The organism is Dokdonella aquatica, assembly GCF_051987395.1.
GTDB lineage: Bacteria > Pseudomonadota > Gammaproteobacteria > Xanthomonadales > Rhodanobacteraceae > Dokdonella.
Window position 1 is genome coordinate 2873194 of sequence record NZ_CP197094.1, and the last position, 25056, is coordinate 2898249.

Annotated in this window: 20 protein-coding genes; 13 read left to right on the forward strand and 7 right to left on the reverse strand. The window is 70.4% G+C overall.

Annotated features, from left to right (window positions below):
* The first annotated feature begins 178 nt into the window (after window positions 1-178).
* The gene (locus ACQQ2N_RS12875; protein WP_440221977.1) at window positions 179-3232 is read left to right on the forward strand and encodes a tetratricopeptide repeat protein; all 3054 of its coding nucleotides are present in this window, start codon (window positions 179-181) and stop codon (window positions 3230-3232) included.
* A 69-nt stretch (window positions 3233-3301) separates the two neighbouring features.
* On the opposite strand, the gene ACQQ2N_RS12880 is transcribed toward ACQQ2N_RS12875, so the two are convergent.
* Both ACQQ2N_RS12880 and ACQQ2N_RS12885 read right to left on the reverse strand, forming a co-directional pair.
* Window positions 3302-4054, reverse strand: a complete 753-nt coding sequence (locus tag ACQQ2N_RS12880) for a glycosyltransferase family 2 protein (RefSeq protein ID WP_440221978.1) — start codon at window positions 4052-4054, stop codon at window positions 3302-3304.
* A gap of 311 nt (window positions 4055-4365) precedes the next feature.
* Entirely contained in the window at window positions 4366-5514 is a 1149-nt protein-coding gene (locus ACQQ2N_RS12885) for a hypothetical protein (RefSeq protein ID WP_440221979.1), read from the reverse strand.
* Between the two features lie 181 nt (window positions 5515-5695).
* Here ACQQ2N_RS12885 and leuS point away from each other — a divergent pair, with 181 nt between their 5' ends.
* From leuS to nadD, 7 genes are all read left to right on the forward strand, one after another.
* Complete coding sequence (leuS, locus tag ACQQ2N_RS12890; protein WP_440221980.1) at window positions 5696-8410, forward strand: leucine--tRNA ligase; 2715 nt, start codon at window positions 5696-5698, stop codon at window positions 8408-8410.
* Between the two features lie 72 nt (window positions 8411-8482).
* Entirely contained in the window at window positions 8483-8983 is a 501-nt protein-coding gene (locus tag ACQQ2N_RS12895; protein ID WP_440221981.1) for an LPS-assembly lipoprotein LptE, read from the forward strand.
* Between the two features lie 23 nt (window positions 8984-9006).
* Window positions 9007-10164: an ABC transporter permease gene (locus ACQQ2N_RS12900; protein ID WP_440221982.1), complete on the forward strand. Its 1158-nt coding sequence runs from the start codon at window positions 9007-9009 to the stop codon at window positions 10162-10164.
* Complete coding sequence (locus tag ACQQ2N_RS12905) at window positions 10161-10871, forward strand: ABC transporter ATP-binding protein (protein WP_440221983.1); 711 nt, start codon at window positions 10161-10163, stop codon at window positions 10869-10871. The genes ACQQ2N_RS12900 and ACQQ2N_RS12905 overlap by 4 nt, the downstream gene beginning before the upstream one ends.
* Window positions 10868-11908, forward strand: coding sequence for an HlyD family secretion protein (locus tag ACQQ2N_RS12910; RefSeq protein ID WP_440221984.1), 1041 nt, complete (start codon window positions 10868-10870; stop codon window positions 11906-11908). Before ACQQ2N_RS12905 ends, ACQQ2N_RS12910 begins: the two co-directional genes overlap by 4 nt.
* Before the next feature lie 39 nt (window positions 11909-11947).
* The gene (holA, locus tag ACQQ2N_RS12915; protein ID WP_440221985.1) at window positions 11948-12970 is read left to right on the forward strand and encodes a DNA polymerase III subunit delta; all 1023 of its coding nucleotides are present in this window, start codon (window positions 11948-11950) and stop codon (window positions 12968-12970) included.
* A complete protein-coding gene (gene nadD / locus ACQQ2N_RS12920; RefSeq protein WP_440221986.1) occupies window positions 12967-13614 on the forward strand; it encodes a nicotinate-nucleotide adenylyltransferase in 648 nt (215 codons plus the stop codon). Before holA ends, nadD begins: the two co-directional genes overlap by 4 nt.
* A 13-nt stretch (window positions 13615-13627) precedes the next feature.
* Here the strand turns inward: nadD and ACQQ2N_RS12925 are convergent, their stop codons facing one another.
* A complete protein-coding gene (locus ACQQ2N_RS12925; protein ID WP_440221987.1) occupies window positions 13628-14389 on the reverse strand; it encodes an enoyl-CoA hydratase/isomerase family protein in 762 nt (253 codons plus the stop codon).
* Window positions 14390-14519: 130 nt separating this feature from the next.
* On the opposite strand from ACQQ2N_RS12925, the gene ACQQ2N_RS12930 reads away from it, so the two are divergent.
* Both ACQQ2N_RS12930 and ACQQ2N_RS12935 read left to right on the forward strand, forming a co-directional pair.
* Entirely contained in the window at window positions 14520-15914 is a 1395-nt protein-coding gene (locus tag ACQQ2N_RS12930) for a class II fumarate hydratase (RefSeq protein WP_440221988.1), read from the forward strand.
* 107 nt (window positions 15915-16021) lie between these two features.
* On the forward strand, window positions 16022-16891 hold the full coding sequence (locus ACQQ2N_RS12935) for a hypothetical protein (protein ID WP_440221989.1): 870 nt from the start codon (window positions 16022-16024) through the stop codon (window positions 16889-16891).
* Window positions 16892-17232: 341 nt separating this feature from the next.
* Here the strand turns inward: ACQQ2N_RS12935 and ACQQ2N_RS12940 are convergent, their stop codons facing one another.
* From ACQQ2N_RS12940 to ACQQ2N_RS12955, 4 genes are read right to left on the reverse strand one after another with little or no spacing between them, the layout of a single operon-like run.
* The gene (locus tag ACQQ2N_RS12940; protein WP_440221990.1) at window positions 17233-18210 is read right to left on the reverse strand and encodes a hypothetical protein; all 978 of its coding nucleotides are present in this window, start codon (window positions 18208-18210) and stop codon (window positions 17233-17235) included.
* The gene (locus ACQQ2N_RS12945) at window positions 18207-19064 is read right to left on the reverse strand and encodes an ABC transporter ATP-binding protein (protein WP_440221991.1); all 858 of its coding nucleotides are present in this window, start codon (window positions 19062-19064) and stop codon (window positions 18207-18209) included. The genes ACQQ2N_RS12940 and ACQQ2N_RS12945 overlap by 4 nt, the downstream gene beginning before the upstream one ends.
* Window positions 19061-19432: a GntR family transcriptional regulator gene (locus ACQQ2N_RS12950; protein ID WP_440221992.1), complete on the reverse strand. Its 372-nt coding sequence runs from the start codon at window positions 19430-19432 to the stop codon at window positions 19061-19063. The genes ACQQ2N_RS12945 and ACQQ2N_RS12950 overlap by 4 nt, the downstream gene beginning before the upstream one ends.
* 4 nt (window positions 19433-19436) lie before the next feature.
* Window positions 19437-19784 (reverse strand): hypothetical protein, encoded by a 348-nt coding sequence (locus ACQQ2N_RS12955; RefSeq protein ID WP_440221993.1) that lies wholly within the window; start codon window positions 19782-19784, stop codon window positions 19437-19439.
* Between the two features lie 160 nt (window positions 19785-19944).
* Between ACQQ2N_RS12955 and ACQQ2N_RS12960 the strand changes: the two genes are divergently transcribed.
* The 3 genes from ACQQ2N_RS12960 (at window position 19945) to ACQQ2N_RS12970 (ending at window position 25030) form a co-directional block, all read left to right on the forward strand.
* Window positions 19945-20499, forward strand: a complete 555-nt coding sequence (locus ACQQ2N_RS12960; protein WP_440221994.1) for a glutathione peroxidase — start codon at window positions 19945-19947, stop codon at window positions 20497-20499.
* 224 nt (window positions 20500-20723) lie between these two features.
* Window positions 20724-23915: an efflux RND transporter permease subunit gene (locus ACQQ2N_RS12965; RefSeq protein ID WP_440221995.1), complete on the forward strand. Its 3192-nt coding sequence runs from the start codon at window positions 20724-20726 to the stop codon at window positions 23913-23915.
* Window positions 23912-25030, forward strand: a complete 1119-nt coding sequence (locus ACQQ2N_RS12970) for an efflux RND transporter periplasmic adaptor subunit (RefSeq protein WP_440221996.1) — start codon at window positions 23912-23914, stop codon at window positions 25028-25030. The genes ACQQ2N_RS12965 and ACQQ2N_RS12970 overlap by 4 nt, the downstream gene beginning before the upstream one ends.
* Window positions 25031-25056: the final 26 nt, after the last annotated feature.

Sequence of the window (25056 nt, forward strand, 5' to 3'; positions counted from 1 at the left end):
GGTGGATGTCCGGCCGATGGTAGCGGGTCCGTGGCGCGCGAGGGTGCCCATGACGTGGACGCGTCGGGCTCAGGCCGACGATCGGCCATCCGCTGGCGGGTGCGCAGCAGCCGTTCTAGAGTCGGCGGCGGAGGGACGTGCGATGGAGCATGAGACGGATTCCGGATCCGGTGCTGGCGTGGACGACACCGATCCCGTCGGCGACCCGGGCGGCGACAAGGCCCGCTGGAAACGCGTGGGCGAGTGCTTCGACGCGATCGTCGAGCTCGAGGGGGCTGCACGCGACGCAGCCCTGGCGGCCATCGCGGACGCGCGCGTGCGCGACGAGGTGCTGCGCCTGCTCGCCGGCGACGCCGCCCTCGAGAACGGTGCGCGTGATCCGGTCGCCGATCCGCTTGCATTCGCGATGGCCGGCGACCGCTCGCCGGACGCGCACGCCGGGGTGCTCGTCGGTCCCTGGCGCATCCTGCGCGAGCTCGGGCGTGGCGGCATGGGCGTCGTGTACCTGGCCGAACGTGCCGATGGCCAGTACGAGCAATACGCCGCGCTCAAGCTCATGCGTGCGAGTGGCGATGCAGCGGCATTGCGGCGCCGGTTCCTGCGCGAGCGGCAGATCCTCGCGCGGCTCGAGCATCCGCATATCGCCCGCCTGCTCGATGGCGGTATCAGCACGGCGGGCGAGCCCTGGTTCGCGCTCGAGTACATCGACGGCGAGCCGCTGACGACGTTCGTCGCGCGCCGCCCGGTCGATGCACGCGTGCGGCTGCAGCTTTTCCTCGATGTCTGCGCCGCCGTGCAGTTCGCGCATCGGCAGCTCGTCGTCCACTGCGACATCAAGCCGACCAACGTGCTCGTCAATGCCGACGGCATGGTGAAGCTGCTGGATTTCGGCATCGCCAACGTGATGGCGGGCGACGAGTCCGGCGTGGCGGAGACGCAGATGCACGCGCTGACGCCCGCCTACGCGTCACCGGAACAGTTGCGCGGCGATCCGGTCACCACCGCGTCCGACGTGTACGGACTCGGCGCCGTGCTGCACGAACTCCTGACCGGCGTGCGCGCGCACGGACTCTCCGCGGGCGCTTCGCTGACGGAGCGGCTCGCGGCGATCGGCGATGCGCGTCGTGCGCTGCCGAGTCGCGCGGTCGAGAAGACGGCTGCCTGCGATGCATCGCGTGACGGCGGGCTCGCAGGCCTGCCCGCGCGCACGCTGCGTGGTGATCTCGACGTCATCACGTCGACGGCCTTGCACGCCGATCCCGACAGGCGCTACGCGAGCGTGGACGCGCTCGCCGACGACGTGCGTCGTCACCTCGCGGGCGCGCCAATCGCGATGCGTGCGCCGAGCGTGGGCTACCGCGTGGGCAAGTTCGTGGCGAGGCATCGTGCCGGTGTGGCGCTCGCCATCCTTGCCGTCGCCGCGCTGTTCGTGGCGCTGGGCGCGGCAATCGTGCAGGCAGGGCGTGCGCGTGAGCAGGCCGAGGAGGCGCGGCAGGCTGCGGTGCGCGCGCTCGAGCAGGGCGAGCGTGCCGAGGCGGTGCGTCGCATCCTCGTCGGCGTATTCGAGCAGGCCGCGCCGGACGCGCACGACGGCCAGCCGATCACGGCGCGGCAACTGCTCGAACAGGGCGAGCGGCAGATCGAGGGCGCGATCGCAGCGCAGCCCGCTGTCGAGGCCGAGGCGGCCACGTTGATCGCCGAGCTCTACGTGCAGATCGGCGTGCTCGATCGTGCCGAAGGCCTGTTGCAACGCGCCCTCGAGGCGACCGACGATCCCCGCGTGCCCGACGACGTCAAGGCACGCGTGCTCGTCGGCATAGCGGCGATCTTCGACGAGAAGGCGCAGCCCGAGGATGCGATCGACCATGCGCGTCGCGGCCTGGCGCTCCTCGGCGACGGTGGGCGTGGTGTCGCGCCGACGGTGGCCAAGGCGCATTACGTCGTTGCGCACGGTCTCGTCGTGCTCGGACGCCACGACGAGGCCGAAGCGATGCTGCGAGCGTCGATCCTGCGGGATCGCAGCGTGCTGGGTCCGCACAGCGACGCCGTCGCCGACAGTCTCGTCCAGCTCGGCAACGTCTACGGCGCGACCGATCGCTTCGACGAATCGGAAGCGGCGTTCCGCGAGGCGATCGCGATCTTCACGCAGACCTACGGCGAGGACAGCTACCACGTTGCGCATGTGCTCAACGAGCTCAGCAACATGCTGCAGGACAAGCCCGACCTCGCCGGCGCCGAGGCGGCCTTGCGCGAGTCGCTCGCGATCCGGCTGCGCACGGTCGGTCCCGATCATCGCGACACGCTCATCGTCCGCCACAACCTGCTCGTGCTGCTCGAGACCGACGGACGACTTCGCGAGGCTCTCCCGCAGCGGCTCGAGGCCGTCGAGCGGTTGCGCGGCAGCGGCAGGCTGCATGCGCGCGACCTCGCGTCGTACCACCTCGCGCTCGGGCGAGCGCAGCGCGATACCGGAGACTTCGACGCCGCTGCGAAGCATCTGCGCGTGGCGATCGAGCAATTCTCGGGCTCGCTCGGCGAGGACAGCGACCCGGCAATCACGGCCTGGCGTGCGCTGGGCCATTCGCTCGGGCTGGCGGGGCGCGTGGGCGAGGCCCGCGACGCCTTGCTGCGGGCCGTCGCGCTTCAACGCGGGCGCGACCCACCCGATGCCGGACGCATCGCGGCCGCCGAAGCGGACCTCGCCCATCTCGAGCGCCTCGAGGGGCGGCCACGCGAGGCGTTGGCGCGCCTCGAGGGGGCCGTCGCAGGGCTCGTGGCCTACGGGCGTGAGCGAACGAGCCTGCAGCCGTCCGCACTCGTCGCGTTCGCCGAAGCGAAGCTCGCGCTCGGCGACGTGGACGGCGCACGCGAAGATGCCGCTGCTGCCCTGCAGGCCGTGCGCGCCTCGACTCGCCCGCTGCACTTCCATCTCGGCACGCCGCTGCTCACGCTTGCACGCGCGCACCTCTCGCGTGGCGACGCGGACACGGCACTTCCGCTTCTCGACGAAGCGCTGCAGTCGCGGTCGACCGTGCAGGAACCGGGAGACGTACGCATCGTCGAGATCGAGGTCGAGCGTGTGCGCGCACTGGAGGCGCTTGGTCGGCACGACGACGCGGCGGTGCTGCGCGCCGTCGTGTCGCCGCGGGTCGCGGCGCTGCCGCGCGTGCATGCCGTGATCCTGCAGGAACGACTCGACCAGCCAGTGCCGAAGCCTCCGTCCGGCAGCTGACGACGATCGTGCGTGGCGTCGCGAGCGGCGATGGATTCGATGGCCACGACGACACCTCCGCGAAGTCCCTCAGCGGTGTTCGAGCCAGCGCTTCTCGAGGTGCTTGGCCACGCGCAGGTGGCGGAAGATCGCGTAGTTCATCGCGGTGACGTAGCCGAGGCCACCGCGCAGCGCGTGCCGGCGGATCACGAAGGCCTTGAGGAACGCGAGCGGGAACTCGGTGGCGAGACGCCATGCGGGCAGGGCACGGCCGCCGGCCTCGAGATCGAGAACGAGCGCATCGGAGTAGCGGTTGAACTTGTCGATCTGGCGAGCCGTGTCGCGGAAGCTGTGGTGGTGCACGCGGCCTGCGAGGCGTCGCTGCACGGCGCCCTCCGCGAGTTCGACACCGTCGTGGACGGTCGAGGCGCGGAAGCGGCCGACGTCCTCGTGATAGAGCCGCACGTAGTCGTGACACGGTGCGAACATGCGCGGGCGGGTCTCGCCGGGCAGCACCTCGACGATGCGCATGCGATACGCCGCGGCCGCTGGCGGACCGTCGCGGAACAGCGCACGCAACGCGTGCGCGAGTGTCGGGCCGACGACTTCGTCGGCGTCGAGGTTGAGTCGCCAGGCGTGGCGGCACAGCGATTCCGCGTCACGTTTCTGGTGGCCGTACCCCTGCCAGTCGCGATGCACGACACGCGCGCCGAACGCTGCGGCGATATCCCTGGTGCGGTCGAGCGATCCCGAATCGACCACGATGATCTCGTCGACCAGGTCGACGATCGAGCCGAGCGTCGCGCCGATGCGCTCGGCTTCATTGCAGGCGACGATGAACACCGATATCGGAAGGCGTATGCAGGCATGTCGCGAGGGTGGCATGCCGGCCGCCCGCGTGACGGCTTCGCACGGCGGCGCGAGCACCTGTTCGAGGCGCGGAGATCGTGCGGGGTTTCCGTTCGTGTCCGGCATCGTGCATCCGTGCGCGAGCGCGCCGCGGCATGCGCGGGCGGCTCGGGTCGAGGTCGCTGGGAGTCTCGTCGAGAAGGCCTCAACGAGGTGCGACGACATGGACACGCGCCTTCACGGAAAGTTTCGCTTTCGCGCGGACGATCGCGCGTCCACGCGATACCGCTGTTGCCCGGTGCGCTTCAGCGCCGCGCTTTCGCCCACGCCTTGAACGCGGGTTCGTCGGCGAGCCAGCGGTACTCGTCGAGTGCGACCAGTTTGGCGGGCTCGAAACGCGTACCGAACTGGCGCTCGTAGCCTTCGAGCGTGCGCAGCACGAGTCCCGCGTCGCGCGCGCCGTGCCCGACCGTGACGAGCATCCACCACGCGTTCTCGACATCGGGCTCGATCTCGATGCTGCGCGCGCAGAAGCGGCCGGCGTCGTCGTAGGCCTTCAAGGTGTTGGCGCTGATGCACTTGAGCAGGTTGGTCGCGCCGTCCTCGACGACGCCGCGCTCGAACGCCTCGACCGTGCGGATCACCTGCGCATGACGATCCTCGAAGAAGTAGTGGTCGATCAGCATGAACTGCAGGCCCGGCGCGTCCGCGTGGTGCGCGGCGATGTGCTGAAGGCTCGCGCGGTAGCGCGTGTCGTCGAGCTGCGAGGCGAGGTTGACGCGCAGCGCGGCCCAGTCCTTCGTCGCCTTGTAGGCCTCGGGCATGCGCGCGAGCGTCGTGTAGGCGCCGTCGAAGTCCATCGCCGCCATCTGTTTCGCCAGCGCCTGCGTCGTGGCGAGCGTGGCCTCGTCGACGCGCGTGATGCCGAACGCGCGTGCGATCGCGCCGCGGTCCTGGATCATCGCGAGGCTCAGGCGGCGCATCACGTCGCTCGTTCGCGCGCCCTGCGAGTGTGCGGTCCAGTCGACGATGCGTCCCTTCGCGTCGAGCTCGAACGCGAGGTACTCCATGCCGGCCGGGTCGCCCTCCGCATCGGACATGTCGATGCGCACGATCTGCACGCTGCCGCCGGCCGTCGCCGTCGAGCGGACCAGCCGCGCCTTGCCACGGTTGAGCTCCACGCGCGCGAGCATCGTCTCGGCCATGCGCTGCTTCGCGCCGGTCATGCCCTTGATGAAGCCGCGTCGCGTGGCGTCGTCGAGGTCGAGCCCGCTGGCCGTGCGGGCGGCGAGGGCGTCGATGTCGATGCGCGCGGCGAAGGCTGCGCCGTCGCGGCGGTCGATGATGTCGGCGAGCCACAGGCCGTGCTTGTTCTCGGCGGTCATCGGCACCGCGGGAGCGGCGGCGAGCGACGGCGCCGACACGGCCGGCACGAGCAGCAGGGTGAGGCCCAACAGGGAAATCCGCAGGTCCATGTCGCGGCACGGCTCGTCGTGATCGGGCGCGCAGCTTAGCAGCCGGCGCCTGCGCCTCCGGGCGACGGCGGCCTCCGCAGCTTGGTCCGCGCGGGCCTCTGCGCTAGTCTGGCGCACTTTTTCCAGCCCCCTGGCGCCCCTCCGGCGCAACTCCGACACCATGACGCACGAAACCTACGAGCCGCAGGCGACCGAAGCCGCCGCGCAGACCTACTGGACCACCACGCGCGCCTTCGAGGTGAAGGAAGACGACACGCGCGAGAAGTTCTACTGCCTGTCGATGTTCATGTACCCGAGCGGCTCGATGCACATGGGCCACGTGCGCAACTACACGATCGGCGACGTGATCAGCCGCTACCAGCGCATGCTCGGCAGGAACGTGCTGCAGCCGATGGGCTGGGACGCGTTCGGCCTGCCGGCCGAGAACGCCGCGATCAAGAACAAGGTCGCGCCGGCACAGTGGACCTACGCCAACATCGACCACATGCGCGGCCAGCTCAAGCGCCTCGGCTTCGTCTACGACTGGTCGCGCGAGGTCACGACCTGCCGGCCCGAGTACTACGTGCACGAGCAGCGCATGTTCACGCGCCTCATGCGCAAGGGCCTGGCCTACCGCAAGAACTCGGTCGTCAACTGGGATCCGGTCGACCAGACCGTGCTCGCCAACGAGCAGGTCATCGACGGTCGCGGCTGGCGCTCGGGCGCCATCGTCGAGAAGCGCGAGATCCCGCAGTGGTTCCTGCGCATCACCGACTACGCGCAGCAGCTGCTCGACGGCCTCGACACGCTGCCGGGCTGGCCGGATTCGGTCAAGACCATGCAGCGCAACTGGATCGGCCGCTCGGAAGGCCTCGAGATCGCGTTCGCGGTGCCGGGTCGCGATCCGGTCACGGTGTTCACGACGCGTCCCGACACGCTCATGGGCGTGAGCTTCCTGTCCGTGGCCGCCGAGCATCCGCTCGCGCTCGAGGCCGCGAAGACGCGCCCGGAAGTGGCCGCGTTCATCGAGGAATGCCGCCGCGGCGGCACCGCCGAGGCCGACATCGAAACGCAGGAGAAGAAGGGCGTCGACACGGGCTTCGTCGCCGTGCACCCGGTCACCGGCGAGAACGTGCCCGTGTGGGTCGCCAACTTCGTGCTCATGAACTACGGCACCGGCGCGGTCATGGCCGTGCCCGCGCACGACCAGCGCGACTGGGAGTTCGCGACGAAGTACGACCTGCTGATCCGCATCGTCGTCGTGCCGCCCGGCGTGCGCGACGCGATCCGCGAGCTCGGCCGCGACGCGCGCGAGAACACCGACCCGATGAGCGCCGCGCTCGGCGAATCGCGCGCGATCGACGTGGTCGAACCGGCCGGCGCGGTCGACGTGCTCGCCGAGTTCGAGAACCAGGTGATCACGGGCGGCGCGTACACCGAGTACGGCACGCTGATCAACTCGGGCGACTACGACGGCCTCGATTTCCGCGGCGCGTTCGACGCGCTCGCGGCGCGCTTCGAGAAGGACGGCATCGGCACGCGCCGCGTCAATTTCCGCCTGCGCGACTGGGGCGTCTCGCGCCAGCGCTACTGGGGTTGCCCGATCCCGGTGATCTACTGCCCGACCTGCGACGCCGTGCCGGTGCCCGAGGACCAGCTGCCGGTCGTGCTGCCCGAGGACGTCGCGTTCTCGGGCGTGCAGTCGCCGATCAAGGCCGATGCCGAATGGCGCAAGTGCGCATGCCCGCAATGCGGCGGTCCGGCCGAGCGCGAGACCGACACGTTCGACACGTTCATGGAGTCGAGCTGGTACTACGCGCGCTACGCCTCGCCCGGCGCGGCCGACATCGTCGACGGCCGCGCGAACTACTGGGCGCCGGTCGACCAGTACATCGGCGGCATCGAGCACGCGATCCTGCACCTGCTGTACTTCCGCTTCTATCACAAGCTGCTGCGCGACGAAGGCCTGCTCGCGACCGACGAGCCCGCGACGAGCCTGCTGTGCCAGGGCATGGTCGTGGCCGAGACCTATTACCGCGACACCGCCGACGGCGGCAAGGAGTGGTTCAACCCGGCCGATGTCGACATCACGCGCGACGACAAGGGCCGCGTGGTCGGCGCGGCGCTGCGCGCCGATGGCCAGCCCGTGTCGATCGGCGGCATCGAAAAGATGTCCAAGTCCAAGAACAACGGCGTCGATCCGCAGGCGATGGTGGACAAGTACGGCGCCGACACGGTGCGCCTGTTCTCGATGTTCGCGGCGCCGCCGGACCAGTCGCTCGAGTGGAACGAGGCCGGCGTCGAAGGCATGTCGCGCTTCCTCAAGCGCCTGTGGCGCGAGCTGCACGCGCACGTCGCCCAGCCCGACCACCCGGTCGTCGACGCGGCCGCGCTCACGCCCGCGCAGAAGACGCTGCGCCGCCAGGTGCACGAGACGATCGCCAAGGTCGGCGACGATTTCGGCCGCCGCCAGTCGTTCAACACGGCGATCGCCGCGCTCATGGAGCTGCTCAACGCGCTCGCGAAGTTCGACGACGCGAGCGACCAGGGCCGCGCGGTGCGCCACGAGGCGTTCGAGGCGATCGTGCTGCTGCTCAACCCGATCACGCCGCACGCCTGCCACGCGCTGTGGAAGGCGCTCGGCCACGCCGAGACGCTGGTCGACGACCAGCCGTGGCCGAAGGCCGATCCGGCCGCGCTCGTGCGCGACGCGGTCACGCTCGCGGTGCAGGTCAACGGCAAGCTGCGCGGCACGATCGAGCTGCCCGTGTCGGCCTCGAAGGAGGATGCCGAGAAGGCCGCGCTGGCCGAGCCGTCGGTGGTGCCGCACCTCGAGGGCAAGCCGATCCGCAAGGTCGTCGTCGTGCCCGGCAAGATCGTCAACATCGTCGTCTGAGCCTAGGGCCGCGCGGGGACCGTCCCGCGCGGCTTCCGCTATGCTTGGCGCTTTCCCACGCCCCGGTCGTCCATGAACATGCCGCGCCTCGCCCTCGTCGCCGTCCTCGTCGTGCTGCTCGCGGCCTGCGGGTTCCGGCCGCGTGCTGAGGCGCAGCTGCCGGCGTCGATGAAGACGCTGACCATCGTCGGTGCCGATCCGGTCAGTCCGCTCGGGCGCGACCTGCGCCGCGCGCTGTCGCGTACGGGCACGGTGGTCGTCGACGGTACCCAGGCTGGTGCGGCCGTGCTGCGCATCCCGGTCAACCGCATCGGTACGGATGTTCTGTCGGTCGGTGGCAACGCGCGCGCCAACGAGTACACGATGCGCTACACGGTCGAGTTCGACGTCGTCGCCGCGGGCGGTGACGTCGTCGTGCCGCGCCAGGCGATCGAGCTCACGCGCGAGTTCACGTTCGATGCGACCCAGGCCCTCGGCGTCGCCGCCGAACAGGACCTGCTCACCAAGGAGCTGCAGCGCGAGATGGTGCAGGTGATCCTGCGCCGCATCGAGGCGGCCGCCGGGGCGCACTGACGCGGCACCGCCGCGCGCGGCGCATGGCCGGGACGCCTCCACGCCACCCGCTGCACGGCACCACGCTGCTCGCGTGGCGCAACCTCACGCACGACCGCCCGCGCTTCGTCGTCACGCTGATCGGCGTCGTCTTCGCGGTGCTGCTCATGGGCGTCGAGCTCGGCCTGCTGGTCGGCTTCGCGCGCACCACCTCGGGCATCGTCGACCATTCCGGCGCCGACCTCTGGATCGTGCCGGCCGGCACCACCAACGTCGACATCGCGGGCCGCCTCGACGAGCGCCGGCGCTTCCAGGCGCTGGCCGTGCCCGGCGTCGCCGCGGTCGATCCGCTCATGATGCAGTTCGGCTTCTGGAAGAAGCCCGACGGCGGCAACGAGAGCGTCGCGCTGGTCGGCGTCGACATCGCCTCGCGACGCGGCGGGCCATGGAACCTCGTCGAAGGCCGCGTCGAGGACCTGCAGCAGCAGGACGCCGTGATCATCGACCGCCTCTACGCCGCCAAGCTCGGCGTGCAGCGCCTCGGCGACACGATCGAGATCAACGCGAAGCGCGCGCGCGTGGTCGGCTTCACGCAGGGCCTGCGCACGTTCACGCAGAGCCCGTACGTGTTCATGACCCATCGCAACGCGCTCGCGTACTCGAACTACCGGCCCGACCAGACCACCTACCTGCTGGTCACGCTCGCGCCGGGCGCCGATGCCGAAGGCGTGCGCCGCGCGATCCGCGAGCGCCTCGTCACGGTCGACGTCTGGCACACGGCCGCGTTCGCCCGGCAGGCGCAGAAGTACTGGCTGATCACCACCGGCGCGGGCTCGGCGCTGCTGCTGTCGGCGCTGCTCGGCCTCGTCGTCGGTGTCGTCATCGTCGGCCAGACCCTGTACGCGACCACGGTCGACCGCCTGCCCGAGTACGCGACGCTGCGCGCGATCGGCGCACCGGCGGGTTATCTCAATCGCGTGATCCTCAAGCAGGCCGGCATCAGCGCCGCGCTCGGCTTCGGCGTCGGCACGCTCGCGGTCTACGCGGTGGTCGCGATCACCGCGTTCGGCAACGTCGCCGTGATCATGCCGGCGTGGCTCGTGCTCGTGCTCGCGCTGCTCACCGTGGTCATGTGCGCGTTCGGCGCGCTGATCTCGATCCGCCGGCTCGTGCGCATCGACCCGACGAGCGTGTTCGCGTGAGTGCCGCGCCGACCGTGCGCCTCGAGGGCGTCGGCGTCACCTACGGCGAAGGCGCCGCCGCGCTGCGCGCGCTGGCCGGCGTCACCCTCGACATCGCGGCCGGCGAGGTCACGCTGCTGCTGGGACCCAGCGGCTCCGGCAAGACCACGCTGCTGCAGGTCATGGGCTGCCTGCTGCGGCCCACGCATGGCCGCGTGCAGCTGTTCGGACGCGCGCTCGACGGCGCCACGCCCGAGGCACTCGCGGCGCTGCGGCTCGCTCATGTCGGCTTCGTGTTCCAGCACTACAACCTGTTCCCGACGTTGCGCGCGTGGGAGAACGTCGCGATCGCGCTCGATCTCAAGGGACGCACGCCGGCCGAGCAGCGCGAAGAAGCTCTGGCGTTGCTCGAGCGCCTCGGCCTCGGCGACCGTGCGACGCATTTCCCGTCGGAGCTCTCGGGCGGGCAGAAGCAGCGCGTCGCGATCGCACGCGCGCTGGCCGGCACGCCTGGCCTCATCCTCGCCGACGAGCCCACGGCCGCGCTCGACAGCCGCACCGGGCAGGGCGTCGTCGCGACGCTGCGCGAGCTCGCCACGCGCGAAGGCTGTGCGGTCGTGATCGTGAGCCACGATCCGCGCGTCGAACCGTTCGCTGACCGCGTGCTGCACCTCGAGGACGGGCGCGTGCTCGACGACCGCCGCGTGCGGCACGATGAGGCATCATGACGGCCATGCGACGTTCCGTTCCGATGTTCCTCGCCGTGTCGACGCTCGTGCTCGGGCTGGCGGCGTGCTCGTCCTCGACGGATGGTCCTGCGGCGACGGCGCAGGCTGCGCCCGCGAGCGGCGTGTCGACCCTCGCCGCGGGTGGTCTCGTCGAACCCGCGAGCGAGGAACGCATCATCATCCCGCAGTTGTCCGGGCGTCTCTCGCGTGTGCTGATCGAGGAGGGCGACACGGTCACGGCCGGCCAGCTGATCGCCGAGATCGAGAACGCCGAGTACCGCGCCGCACTCGCCGCGGCTGCGGCGCAGGTCGGCTTGCGCGAGGCCGAGCTCGCGCGCCTGCGCAACGGCGCGCGCCGCGAGGAACTCGACGAAGCCGCCGCGACGCTTGCCGCCGCCAAGGCACGCGAGGCGCTCGCCCGCGCCGACCGCGAACGCATCGAACCGCTGCTCGCGCGCAAGCTCGCGAGCCAGGCCCAGATCGACGCCGCGCGTGCGCAGGCCGAGGCCGCGATCGCCGAGCGCGAACGTGCGGCGGCGTCGCTCGCGCTGCTGCGCGCCGGTGCGCGCGCCGAGGATCTCGCCGCGGCCGAAGCCGGCCTCGAGGCCGCGCGCGCCGAGCGTGATCGAGCCCAGGCACTGTTCGACAAGTCGCAGATCCGCTCGCCGATCGACGGTCGCGTGCTCAAGCGCGACCTGCGCGAGGGCGAGACCGTGGTCGCGCTGTCACCGTTGCCCCTCGCACGCCTCGGCGACCTCGCGCGGCGCACCGTGCGTGCCGACATCGAGGAGCTGGACATCGGCCGCATCGCGGTGGGCCAGCGTGCGAGCGTGGCCAGCGACGCGTTCCCGGGCCAGCGCTTCGAGGGCAAGGTGACGCGCGTGAGCCAGCGCATGGGCCGGCGCAACCAGACCTCAGGCGATCCGGCCGAGAAGCAGGACGCCAAGATCCTCGAAGCGCTCGTCGAACTCGACGGCGAGCCGCCGCTGCCGGTCGGCCTGCGCGTCGACGTGTTCATCGACGCGCCCGCGCGCTGACGCCGGCACGTTCCCCCCGCCCGCGATTACACTGCACGCATGCCCGCACGCCTTTCCGATCTCACGCGCCTGCTGTCGGGGCCCGACCTCGCGCCGGTGTGGCTCATCGCCGGCGCCGAACACCTGCTCGTGCTCGAGGCCGCCGATCGCGTGCGCGCGCGTGCGAAGGAACTCGGCTACCTCGAGCGCGAGGTGTTCGATGCCGATGCGCGCTTCGACTGGAACGAGGTCGCTGCCTCGGGCAGCGCGATGTCGCTGTTCGCGTCGCGTCGTGTCATCGACGTGCGCCTGCCGACCGGCAAACCCGGCAAGGAAGGCGGTGCGACGCTCGCGGCGTGGTGTGCGTCACCGCCGCCCGACACGCTGCTGATCGTGACCGCGCAGGAATGGAGCAAGCAGCACGAAGGCGCGTGGGCCACGGCGTTCGACCGTGTCGGCGTCATGATGCCGGTATGGGCGCTGCGTCGCGACGAGCTGCCGGGCTGGATCGGCGCGCGGCTGGCCTCGCGCAAGGTCGAGGCGACGCGCGATGCGGTCGAGCTGCTCGCCGAGCGCGTCGAGGGCAACCTGCTTGCGGCCGCGCAGGAAGTGGACAAGCTCGCGCTGCTGGTCGGCAGCGGCACGCTCGACGTCGAGACGCTCGAGGCGAGCGTCGCCGACGACGCGCGTTTCGACGCGTTCCGCCTCACCGACGCCGCGCTCGGCGGCGACGGCGTGCGCGCGCTGCGCATCGTCGAGGGCCTGCGCGCCGAAGGCGAGGAGGCGATCCCGCTGCTCGGCTGGATCCTCAACCAGCTGCGTGCGCTGCAGCGCCTGTCACTGGCCGGCAACGACCTCGGCCAGGCGTTCCGCAATGAGCGTGTCTACGACGCGCGCCAGGCGATCTTCCGCCGCGCGCTCAAGGCCGGCGACACCGCGCACTGGGAGCGCTGCATCGTGCACGCGGGCCGCATCGACCGCATCGCCAAGGGGCGAGGCGACGGCGACGTCTGGCGCGAGATCGAACGCCTCGTCACGGCGATCGCGTCGCCGCGTCGCGGTGCCGACCTGATCACCCCGTGACGCGTCCGCTCGCGCTCTTCGGCGGCACCTTCGATCCGGTCCACGTGGGCCACCTGCGCGTGGCCTGGGAAGCCGCCGAGGCGCTCGACGCCGACGTGCGCCTCGTGCCCGCCAACGTGCCGCCGCACCGTCCGCAACCGGTCGCGTCCGCCGCACAGCGGCTCGCGCTGCTCGAGCGCGCGCTGGCGGGTCAGTCGCGACTCGTCGCCGACGACCGCGAACTGCGCCGCGACGGACCTTCGTGGACGATCGACACGCTGCTCGACCTGCGTGCCGAGCTCGGTGCGGCGCAGCCGCTGGTGCTGCTGGTCGGTGCCGACGCCTGGGCCGGCCTGCCGACATGGCGGCGCTGGCGCGAGCTGTTCGAGGTCGCGCACCTGGGCGTACTGACGCGGGCGGGGCAGCGTGCGGTCGAGTCCGACGAACTCGCGCATGAAGCTGCGCCGCGTCGTGTCGCCGACGCGCGCGCGCTGCATGCGGCGCCGGCCGGCCACGTCGTCGACATCGCGGTGTCCGCACTCGATGTCTCGGCCACGCGCATCCGTGCCGAACTCACCGCCGGGCGCGAGCCGCGCTGGCTCGTCGCCGAGGCGCTGCTCGCCGATCCGGCGCTGCTCGCGCCGTACCGCACGTCGGGAGCCTGACGCGCGCGGGCGATCAGCCCGCCGATTTGGCCTTGAGCTTCGCGACCATCGCCTTGAGTACGCCCTGCGCCTCGTCCGAGAACCACTGGTCGACGAAGCGCTCGTCGGGCGCCGCGGCATCCCGGTCGAAGATCGCGGCGAGTTCGGCGCGCGCGAGGCGGCGCGTTTCGGCCATCGCGGCCGGCGGCAGCTTGAGCAGGTCCTGCAGCCACGCGATCGCGCGGCCGACGACGAGGTCGGTCTCGATGAGTTCGTCGACGAGGCCGACCGCGAGCGCCTGTTCGGATTCGACCAGCGCGCCGGCGACTATGAGGCGTTCGGCGCGATGGCTGCCGACGAGGCGGCGCAGCGTGGCCTGGATCACCTCGGGCACGACGAGGCCGACCTGCACCTCGTTGAGGCCGATGCGGAACGCGCCGCGCGCCATGACGCGGTAGTCGCAGAACAGCGACACGACCGTGCCGCCGGCCGGGCTGTGGCCCGTGATCGCGGCGACGGTCGGCACCGGCGAGGTCGCCAGCGCGCGCCACAGCGCGAGGAAGTCACGCCACAGCGCGGTCATGCCGGCGCGGTCGAGCGTGAGCAGGGAAGGGACGTCGAGTCCACCCGAGAACATGCCGGGGCGGCCCGACAGCACGATGCCGCGCGCGCCGTTGCCGGGCGCGGCCTCGATCGCACGGCGCAGCGTGGCGATGAGCTCGCCGTCGAACGCGTTGACGGGCGGGCGCGCGAGGCGCAGTTCGTGGATCGCATCGTGTTCGAGGATGTCGAGCATGGTCGGCCTGCGGCGTGGGCGGACCGGAACTTTACACGCTCGCCGGACCCTGCCGGCGTGCACGGGCCGGCGGTGTGGCGGGAACGCTATAATCGCGACCCCCTCTTTCCCTCCTCCCCAGGAATCCACGATGAGCGATTTCCGCATCGAACGCGACAGCATGGGCGAACTCAAGGTGCCCGCCGACGCGCTCTACGGCGCACAGACGCAGCGCGCCGTGCAGAACTTCCCGATCTCGGGCCTGACCATGCCGCGCGAGTTCATCCGTGCGCTCGGCCTCATCAAGTCGGCGGCCGCGCAGGCCAACGCCGACCTCGGCCACCTCAAGAAGACCTCGGCGCGCGCGATCCGCAAGGCTGCCGAGCGCGTCGCCAGGGGCGAGTTCGATGCGCATTTCCCGATCGACGTGTTCCAGACCGGCTCGGGCACCTCGAGCAACATGAACGCGAACGAGGTCATCGCGCACGTGGCCGCGCTGGCCGGCACCAAGGTGCACCCGAACGACGACGTCAACAACGGCCAGTCGTCCAACGACGTGATCCCGACCGCGATCCAGGTCAGCGCCGTGCTCACCACGAGCGAGAAGCTGCTGCCCGCGCTGGCGCACCTCAAGGCCGTGCTCGACAAGCGCGCCAAGGAGCTGCGCAAGGTTCCCAAGACCGGCCGCACCCACCTCATGGACGCGATGCCGGTGACGTTCGGCCAGGAACTCGGCGCGTGGTCGGCGCAGGTCCGCTCGAACATCGAGCGCATCACCGACACGCTCAAGCGCGTGCGTCGCCTGCCGCAGGGCGGCACCGCGGTCGGCACCGGCATCAACGCCGACGCCGAGCTCGGCCCGCGCGTCGCCGCCGAGCTGACCAAGCTCACCAAGGTGAAGTTCGAGGCCGCCGACAACTACTTCGAAGGCATCGGTTCGCAGGACGCCGCGGTGGAACTGTCGGGCCAGCTCAAGACCCTCGCCGTCGGTCTGACCAAGATCGCCAACGACCTGCGCTGGATGAACTCGGGCCCGCTCGCCGGCCTCGGCGAGATCGAGCTGCCGGCGCTGCAGCCGGGCTCGTCGATCATGCCGGGCAAGGTCAATCCGGTGATCCCCGAGGCGATGGCGATGGTGGCCGCGCAGGTCATCGGCAACGACCTCACGATCACGATCGGCGGCCAGAGCGGCAACTTCCAGCTCAACGTGCAGCTGCCGGTGATCGCCTACAACCTGCTGCAGTCGATCGAGATCCTCGCCAACGCCGTCGTCGCGCTGGCCGACAAGGCGATCGCGGGCTTCAAGGTGCGCGAGGACAACATCAAGGAAGCGCTCGCGAGGAACCCGATCCTCGTGACCGCGCTCAACTCGGTCATCGGCTACGACAAGGGTGCGGCGACGGCCAAGCAGGCCTACAAGGAAGGTCGCCCGATCATCGACGTGGCCCTCGAGACGACCGGCCTGTCGCGCAAGGAGCTCGAGCAGCTGCTCGATCCGACCGCGCTGACCAAGGGCGGCATCCACGGCGGCTCCGCCGGCGGCTGATGCCGTCCGCGCGGCGTACCGGCGCGTGCCGTCTGGCACATGCCGGTGCGCCCGCGCGCATGACAATGCTTCGCAATTGATCGCAACGTTTTCCGGAGTCGGCAGCAATGAAGTGGGGCGTTTTCGTGTTGGCTTTCGTGCTCGCGGGTTCCGCGCACGCGCAGAACAGCGACATCAGCGGTGCGGATTTCACGAGCGGCAAGGCCAACGGCCGCCTCGCCGGCCTCGGCCGGCAGGCGCAGGTCGCCGACAAGCGGCTGGTCATCACGGCGCCGCAGCACTGGCACGCGCAGATCGCCGCGGCGGTGAAGGCAGGCGGCAACGCCGAGATCGTGCTGCGCGACGGGTTCTACGAGAACGTGCTCGTGCGCGTCGAGGACAAGGCCCCCGAACCGGCCAAGCCCGAAGTCGCCGCGGCCCCGGCTGCCGCAACGGCACCGCGTGTCGAACGCCCGTCCGACCCGGTGCGTGCGCCGACGCCGGTCACCCAGGCACCGCCTGCTGCAACGCCCGCCCCGCGTGCACCGGTGGCGCCGCCGCCCGCACCCGTACCTGCACCGGCTCCGGCGCCTGCACCGGTCGCCGCCGCTCCGGTCGCCACGCCGCCGCCATCGCCTCCGGTTGCTGCACCTGCGGCACCGGTTGCCGAGGAAGCCGAGCCCGAGGCGGACGCGGCACCCGCCACGGCGGCTCCCGCCGGGCCGTTCATCGCCACCGAGCCCGGCGATCTGAGTCCCGTCCGCACGTTCCTCGAGAAGCAGTACAACGGTGGTCGCCGCATCAGCGAACGCGTCGAGCCGAACGCGCTCGAGATCGGTGACCTGATCTACACGGGCGACGGCGCTGCCGTCGTCGTGCGCCGCGATCGCGGCACGTTGCGTCGCTTCTGGCTGGAAGGTCCGATCGACCTCAAGCAGTCCGGCATCAGTGCCGAGGGCCGCAACAAGTACCGCCTGCATCGCGCGTCGATGCGCTGAGCGTCGGTCCCGCGCGCACGGCGCGCCATGATGCGGCACGTTCTGGCGTGCGGCGTTCCGGCGTGGTGCCGAGGGGCGGGCCAACCGCATCACGAGTGCGGCGCATGGTCCACGTCGCCAGGGGCCATGCTCCGGTGCCGTTCGCGGTCTTCCGCGCGATGCCCCCGCCGGGGTGTGGTCATTCCTTCGTGTCCTGGCAGGCTCGTCGGGCGCGACGTGGCTCATCCAGCGCTCGGGGCGTCGATCCGGGCGACCAGCCCGTGGACCGTTTGCTTTCGAGCAAAAGAAAACGCCCCGCACATGTCGTGCGAGGCGTTTCCCGGTGAACCTGCGACCGGGGATCAGGTCGAGGTTTCGATGCGGCGCCGGCGCAGCCAGATCGAGGCGGCGATGAGGGCGACACCGACGACCACGCCGATCCACAGCTCGGGCTTGGCGAGCAGGCCGTAGACGACGGCGGGATCGAGCTTGTCGAGGGCCAGCGTGTTGCTGCCGCTCCCGAGTCGCATCTTGCTCGAGAACGTGAGTGCGCCGTCGTCGAGCCATGCACCGGGCATGATGCTCAGCAGCAGGCGGAACAGGACGTCCTTGAGCAGGAAATCGCGATCGATGCTGGGACCGCCGAGCAGGCCGATCCAGGCGTTGGCGACGTAGGCGAGCACCGGGACCAGCACCGCCCACAGGAACGGCTTGCTGCGTGCGAACGCCGACCAGAACAGCAGCCAGCCGACCGTCGGCAGCGCCCACAGCGCGTCGACCGGGATCGTCAGCAGCATGCGCCAGAACAGCCCGATCGGATGCGAGGCGCCTATCGCGGGCAGGGGATTGATGCCGTGCAGGAGCGCCCAGACGCAGACGATCACGAGCAGGCCGAGGTAGGCGATCGACGCGACCACGAACGCGACCAGCGGAGCGAGCAGCACGGCCGCGGCGACCTTCGACAGCACGGTCGACATGTCGGTCACCGGCAACGACTTCCAGAACAGCACGCTGCGGTCGCGGCGGTCGTCGTACAGCGCGCCGAGCAGATAGAAGAACAGGACGAAGAACAGCGGGATGCACAGCACCATCGCGACCGCGAGGTAGGCCACGTCGAGGCCGATGCCGGCCTGGGCGATGTCGCCGGCCGTCAGTCGATCGGCGATGCTGTTCCACGGCACGCCGACCTGCACGTTGAGCCGGGCACCGATGACCTCCGCCGAGATGATGCCGAGCAGTGTCAGGATGAGCATGACGCCGCCGACCCACACCGGCGTCCACAGGAAGCCGCCGCGGTGTTCCCAGTATTCGCGCCGGACCAGCCAACCGAACGTCTTCATGCGTAGGTCCCCTTCATGGTGGCGACGAACAGGTCGGCGATGCTCGGCTTGTGCAGTTCGCCGAGCGTGGCGAGGTGCGTGCGGTCGGCGCCGTCGAACAGGAAGATCGACTTGCCGAAGATCTGGCGCTCGTTGAGCGGACCGAGCGCTCGCGCGGCGTCGGCGCGGTCCGGGTTCACCATCACCTCGACATAGCGCTCGGCGACCGCGTCCATGGTCGCGTTGAGCACGATGCGGCCGTCGCGGATGAACACGAGGTCGGTGAGGATGTGCTCGATCTCCTCGACCTGGTGGGTCGTCACGATGATCGTCTTGTCCTCGTCGAAGTAGTCGCTCAGCAGGGCTTCGTAGAAGGTCTTGCGGTAGAGGATGTCGAGGCCCAGCGTCGGCTCGTCGAGCACGAGGATGCGCGCGTCGATCGCCATGACGAGGGCGAGGTGCAGCTGCACGATCATGCCCTTGGACATCTCGCGCACGCGCATCGTCGGCTTGAGCTTGGTGCGCGCGAGGAACGCCTCGCACTTGGCGCGCGAGAAGCGCGGATGCACGCCGGCGACGAAATCGATCGCCTCGCCGACGCGGATCCAGCGCGGCAGCACGGCGACGTCGGCGATGAAGCAGACCTGCTCCATGAGCTCGCGGCGCTGGCTGCGCGGGTCGAGTCCGAGCACGCGCAGCTCGCCGTCGTACTCGCTCAGGCCGAGCATGGCCTTGAGCGCGGTGGTCTTGCCGGCGCCGTTGGGGCCGATGAAGCCGACGATGCGGCCGGATTCGATGTCGAGGTCGACCGCGTCGAGCGCGACCTGGCTGCCGTAGCGCTTGGCGAGCCTGCGGGCCTGGATGACGGCACTCATCGCGAACCTCCTTCCTTGTGGGCGGCGCGCATGAGCGCATCGAGATCCAGGCCCATGCGCTCGAGGCGCGCGTAGAGGGCGGGCCACTCGTCGTTGAGGAAGCGCTCGCGCTCGGAAGTCAGCAGCGCCGCGCGGGCGCCTTCGGTCACGTACATGCCAAGTCCCCGTCGTTTCTCGACCAGGTTCTCGTCCACCAGCTCCTGGTAGGCCTTCGAGACCGTGATCGGGTTGATCTGGAAGTCCGCGGCCACCTGGCGTACCGATGGCAGCGCGTCCCCCTGCTTGAGCACACCATCGAGGATCATCGCCACCACGCGGTCGCGCAGCTGGCGGTAGATCGGTGTGTTGTCGTTCCACGCCGTGGTCATGGGCTCAATCCTTGGTCGTGCGCGGCATCATTCGGCCAAACGAATAGTAGGGCATGTCCAGACGCGCCCTGGGCAGCATCTCCTCGACGAGCGAGGGCTCGCCGCCGTGCGCGAGGGCCTGCTGTGCCTGCGCTCCGGCGAGCGCGTCGGCGATCTCCTGCGCGCTCGGCACGACGACGACCACCGGCAGTTCGTCGGGCGCGATCGTGGCGCTGACGACGACGGCGGGCAGGACCGGGATCGCGTCCTCGTCGACCGCGGGCGACGCGATCGCGGATCCTGCCGTCGCGACGAGGATGCCGAGCGTGAGGACCAGGGCGACGACGAGGCGGATCGGAATGAGGCGGTCCATGGTGGTCTCCGTGGGTGGTTGATGAAGTAGTGTTGTAGTCAACTATAACACTAGATTCCACCGTGTCAACGGTCTTCTTGAAATCGTCATGCCCGACGGCGCAAGGTGGCGACCCGTGCCGTACCCGGCGGCACGACGTCCTGTCCTGCGAGGTTGTCCGATGCGCCGTTCCCTGTTCGCCGCTGCTGTCCTGTTCCTTTCCGCCACGGCTGCCCACGCCTGCGGCGACCTGCTCAAGGCGGAGTTCCGTCCGCTCGCCGGCAAGGAGAAGGTCGATCTGTGCTCGACCTACGGCGGCAAGGTGCTGCTCGTCGTGAACACGGCGAGCAAATGCGGTTTCACCAAGCAGTACGACGCGCTGGAGGCGCTCAACGCGAAGTACGCCGATCGCGGATTCGCGGTGCTCGGTTTCCCCTCGAACGATTTCAAGGGCCAGGAGCCCGGCACCGAGGAGGAGATCAAGGAGTTCTGCACGCTGACCTACGGCGTGAAGTTCCCGATGTTCGAGAAGGTGCAGGTCAAGGAAGGTGCGGCCGATCCGTTCTACCAGCGACTCGCCGCCGCGTCGGAAGGGCGCTACCCGAGCTGGAACTTCTACAAGTACCTCGTCGACCGCGACGGCAACGTGGTCGCGGATTTCCCGAGCAAGGTCACGCCGGACGATCCGGAACTCGTCGCGAAGCTCGAGTCGCTGCTCGCCGCGAAGGCGAAGTGACCGCACCGCGGCACGCGATCTGCGGCGTCATTGTTTAGACGTCCTTACTGCTCTGTGTACGTGGCACGGCAAACGCCGTGTCAAACCATCGTGAAATCAGCGTGATGCGTGGCGACGCCCCGGCGCGTCGCACGCATCGCGCCGGGCGGAGCGCGCGCCGGCCCTGAACTTGCTGCGCCGCAGTATGTTCAGATGGGCTTCAGTCCCGCCAACGTTGCCCGCCCATGTGGATCGTCGCCTACGCCCTCAGCCGCCGCTACACGATCGGAGTCATGGCGATCCTCATGCTGCTGTTCGGCGTGCTCGCCGTGAAGCGCATGGCGACCGACATCCTGCCCGAGGTCGGCATCCCGTCGGTCAACCTGATCTGGACCTACGCCGGCCTGCCGGCGTCGGAGATGACCTCGAAGATCACCTCGTTCTCGGAGATCTCGGTCCTCAACAACGTCGATGACCTCAAGGAGGTGCGTTCCGAGTCGCTGGCCGGCATCGGCATCGTGCGCATCGACTTCCAGCCCGGCGTGAACCTGGAGCGCGCGCTCGCGCAGCTCACCGCGGTGTCGCAGACCATCCTGCGCCGCATGCCGCCGGGCACCTCGCCGCCGCTGGTCGTGCGCAATAACGTCTCGAGCACGCCGGTGATCCAGCTCGTGCTGTCCTCGGATTCGATGACCGAGGCGCAGCTGTACGACTACGCGCGCCTGCAGTTGCGCTCGCAGATCCAGACGATCCCGGGCATCCGCATGACGCTGCCGTACGGCGGCGCGGCGCGCCAGGTCATGGTCGACCTCGATCCGGCTGCGCTGCAGACCTACGGCCTCACGCCGGCCGACGTGACCACGGCGCTCGAGCGCGGCAGCCCGACGCTGCCGTCGGGCACGATCCGCGAGGGCACGCGTGAACTGCAGATCGCGCTCGACACGAGCCCCGAGTCGGCGACGGCCTTCCTCGACATGCCGATCGTCGCGCGTGGCGGCAACGTCATCTACGTGCGCGACGTCGCCTCGGTGCGCGACGGCGGCGCGCTGCAGACCAATGTCGCGCGCATGGACGGTGCGACGGCCGTTTCGGTCGCGCTGATCAAGCTCGGCGGCGCCTCGGCGGTCGAGATCGTGCACGCGGTGCGCGCGCGCCTGCCCGAGATCATGGCCTCGGCGCCGCCCGGCACGCGCATCGAGCCGATCTTCGACCAGAGCATCTTCGTCGACAACGCGATCAGCTCGATCCAGCACGAGGCCATCCTCGTCGGCCTGCTCGTCGCGTTCGTCGTGCTCGTCTTCATCGGCTCGTGGCGCTCGAGCGTGATCGTGCTCACCGCGATCCCGCTCGCGCTGCTGAGCTCGATCGCGACGCTGCAGCTGCTCGGCTACACGTTCAACGTGATGACGCTCGGCGGTCTCGCGCTCGCGATCGGCATCCTCGTCGACAATGCGGTCGTCGACGTCGAGAACACCAACCGCAACCTCGCGCTCGGCAAGGACGTGCCGACCGCGATCCTCGACAGTGCGCGCGAGGTCGTGTTCCCCGAGTTCGTCTCGACGATCTCGATCTGCATCGTGCTTACGCCGATCCTGCTGCTGAGCGGCCTGTCGGCCTGGGTGTTCACGCCGCTCGCGCTCGCGGTGATCTTCGCGATGATCGCGTCGTTCATCCTGTCGCGCACGCTGATCCCGGTGCTGTGCTACCTGATGCTGCCGGCCGACATCGAGGCGCGCCGCAATCCGCGCACCTGGCCCGAGAAGGTCCTGCTCAAGATCAACCACACGTTCGAGCACACGCTCGACAGCCTGCGCGACCGCCACCACGCGCTGCTCGAGCGCCTCGCGCGCCACGGCCTGCTGCTCGCGCTCGGTGCCGCGATCGTGGTCGGTGCGGGCGTCGCGGCGGTCACGTCGCTCGGCCGCGAGTACTTCCCGTCGGTCGACGCGGGCCAGCTGCGCCTGCAGGTGCGCCTGCCCACCGGCACGCGCCTGGAGGAAACCTCCGATCGCCTCGCCGAGGTCCAGCGCGAGATCCGCGCGATCATCCCGGCGTCCGAGCTGCAGACCGTCTACGAGCAGATCGGCATCCCCGACGCGGTCAACCTGGCCTGGGTCGACAGTGCCGTGGTCGGCTCGTTCGAGGCCGAGATCATGCTGCAGCTGCGCAGCCCGCATGCGCCGAGCGCGGATTACCTCGCGCAGATCCGCGAGCGCGTCGCGCAGAAATTTCCGGACATGAAACTGTTCGTGCGCCCACCCGATGCGACCAGCCGCACGCTGGCCGGTTCGGCCGTCGCGGCGTTCGAGGTGCGCGTCAACGGCCGCGACGGCACCGGCAACCTCGCCATCGCGCGCGAGATCGAGAAGCGCCTGCGCGACGTGCCCGGTGCGGTCGACGTCGCGCTGCGCCAGGTGCTCGACCTCCCCGAATACCGCGTCAGCATCGATCGCACGCGCGCCGCGCAGCTCGGCCTCAGCGTGCAGGACGCGAGCCGCGCCGTACTCGCCGTGCTCGGCTCGGCCGGCACGATCACGCCCGTGTACTGGGTCGACCGCGCGACCGCGACCTCGTACACGGTGCAGGTGCAGGCACCGCCCGCGCAGCTGTCGAACCTCGATACCCTGCTCAACACACCGCTGCGCATCGCCGGCGCCGAGGCCGTCCTGCTGCGCAACATCGCGACGGTCACGCCGGGCACCGCGCCCGCCAGCCTCGGCCGCACGATGATGGCGCCGACGGTGAGCGTGCTCGCGAACGTGCAGGGCACCGACCTCGGCGCGGTCTACGACCGCCTCGTCGCGATCACCGACGACCTCAAGCCGCAGCTCAAGCCCGGCAACCGCATCGAGATCGCGGGCCAGGCCGAGGCGATGCAGAGCGCCTACGGCGAACTCGCCGGTGGCCTTGTCATGTCGGCGATCCTCGTGTTCCTCGTGCTGGTCGTGAACTTCCAGTCGTGGCTCATGCCGCTGGTCGCGATGTCGGGCCTGCCGATCGCGATCGCGGGTGCCGCGGTCGGCCTGTGGGCCACCGGCACGCCGCTCAGCGTGCCCGCGCTCATGGGCGTCATGATGGTGATCGGCGTGTCGACCGCGAACAGCGTGCTCGTGACGAGCTTCGCGCGCGACCTCATCGCGAAAGGCCACACCGAGGTCGAAGCCGCGTTCGAATCGGCCGCCGTGCGCCTGCGCCCGGTGCTCATGACCGCGAGCGCGATGATCCTCGGCATCATCCCGATGGCGCTCGGCGTGGGCGACGGTGGCGAGCAGAACGCACCGCTCGGCCGCGCCGTCATCGGCGGCCTGCTGTTCGGCACGCCGGCCACGCTGATCCTTCTGCCCACGATCCTCGCCATCGTCGGCCGGCGCCGTGCGCGCAAGGCCGCTTCCACGAACACCGTCGGCCCCGTTGCCGACGCAGGAGTCCGCGCATGACCCGCAACGCCATTCCCCGACGTGCCGTGATCGCGTCGTCGATCGCCGCGTGCCTCGTGCTGCTGCAGGGCTGCGCCGAGACCTCCGCGCAGGAAACGCCGGCCGCCGCGGCCGTTCCGGAAGTCACGACCGTCAAGGCGACTGCGGCCGGCGCCGACAACGAACTGCGCCTGCCCGCACGCGCCGAAGCCGGCGAGAGCGCGCGCCTGTTCGCACGCGCGACCGGCATTCTCGCCGAGCGCCTCGTCGACCTCGGCGACAGCGTCGAGAAAGGCCAGGTGCTCGCGCGGATTTCCGCACCCGAGATCGACCAGTCGTTGCGCGAGGCCGAGGCCGGATTGATCCAGGCCAAGGCCGACGAGGAACTCGCGCGCGTCAACTTCGAGCGCGCGCAGTCACTGATCGGCAGCGGCGCGATCCCGAAGGAACTGCACAGCGAGCGCGAGGCGGCCTACGCGGTCGCCAAGGCCTCGCGTGCCGCCGCCACCGCGCGTGTCGCCGGCGCACGCGAGCGCCAGTCGTTCCAGGTCGTGCGCGCGCCGTTCGCGGGCGTGATCTCGGCGCGCAACGTCGAGCGCGGCGATCGCGTCGTGGGCGATTCGGCCGCGGCGGCGACGCCACTGTTCGAACTCGTCGCGCTCGACCCGCTGCGCGTCGTCGTCGACGTGCCGCAGAGCGCGGTGCTGCAGGTCGCGCCGGGCCTGCGCGCCGAGGTGCGCTTCCCCGAACTGGCGGAGACGGTCGAGGCCGAGGTCGTGCGCACGTCGCGGCGCATCTCGGGCACCGCGGGCGGCATGCGCGTCGAACTGCGCCTTCCCAACGCCGACGGACGCCTGCCCGACGGCATGGTCGGCGAGGTCGTGCTGCGCGTGCCGCGCGCGCAGGCCGTCGCGCTCGTGCCGATCAGCGCGGTCATGCAGGGCGCGGGCGGCGCGCAGGTCGCGACGATCGATGCCGACGTGCTGGCTCACCGCAAGGTCGTGACCGGTCGCAACCTCGGCTCGACGATCGAGATCCTCAAGGGCGTGGCGCCCGGCGACACGGTCATCGTGAGCCCGAACGCGCTGCTGCAGCCCGGCACGCGCGTCGTCGCGAAGGCGGCCGCGGGCAGCTGACGGTCGTCGCCGCATCGCGCGGCGAC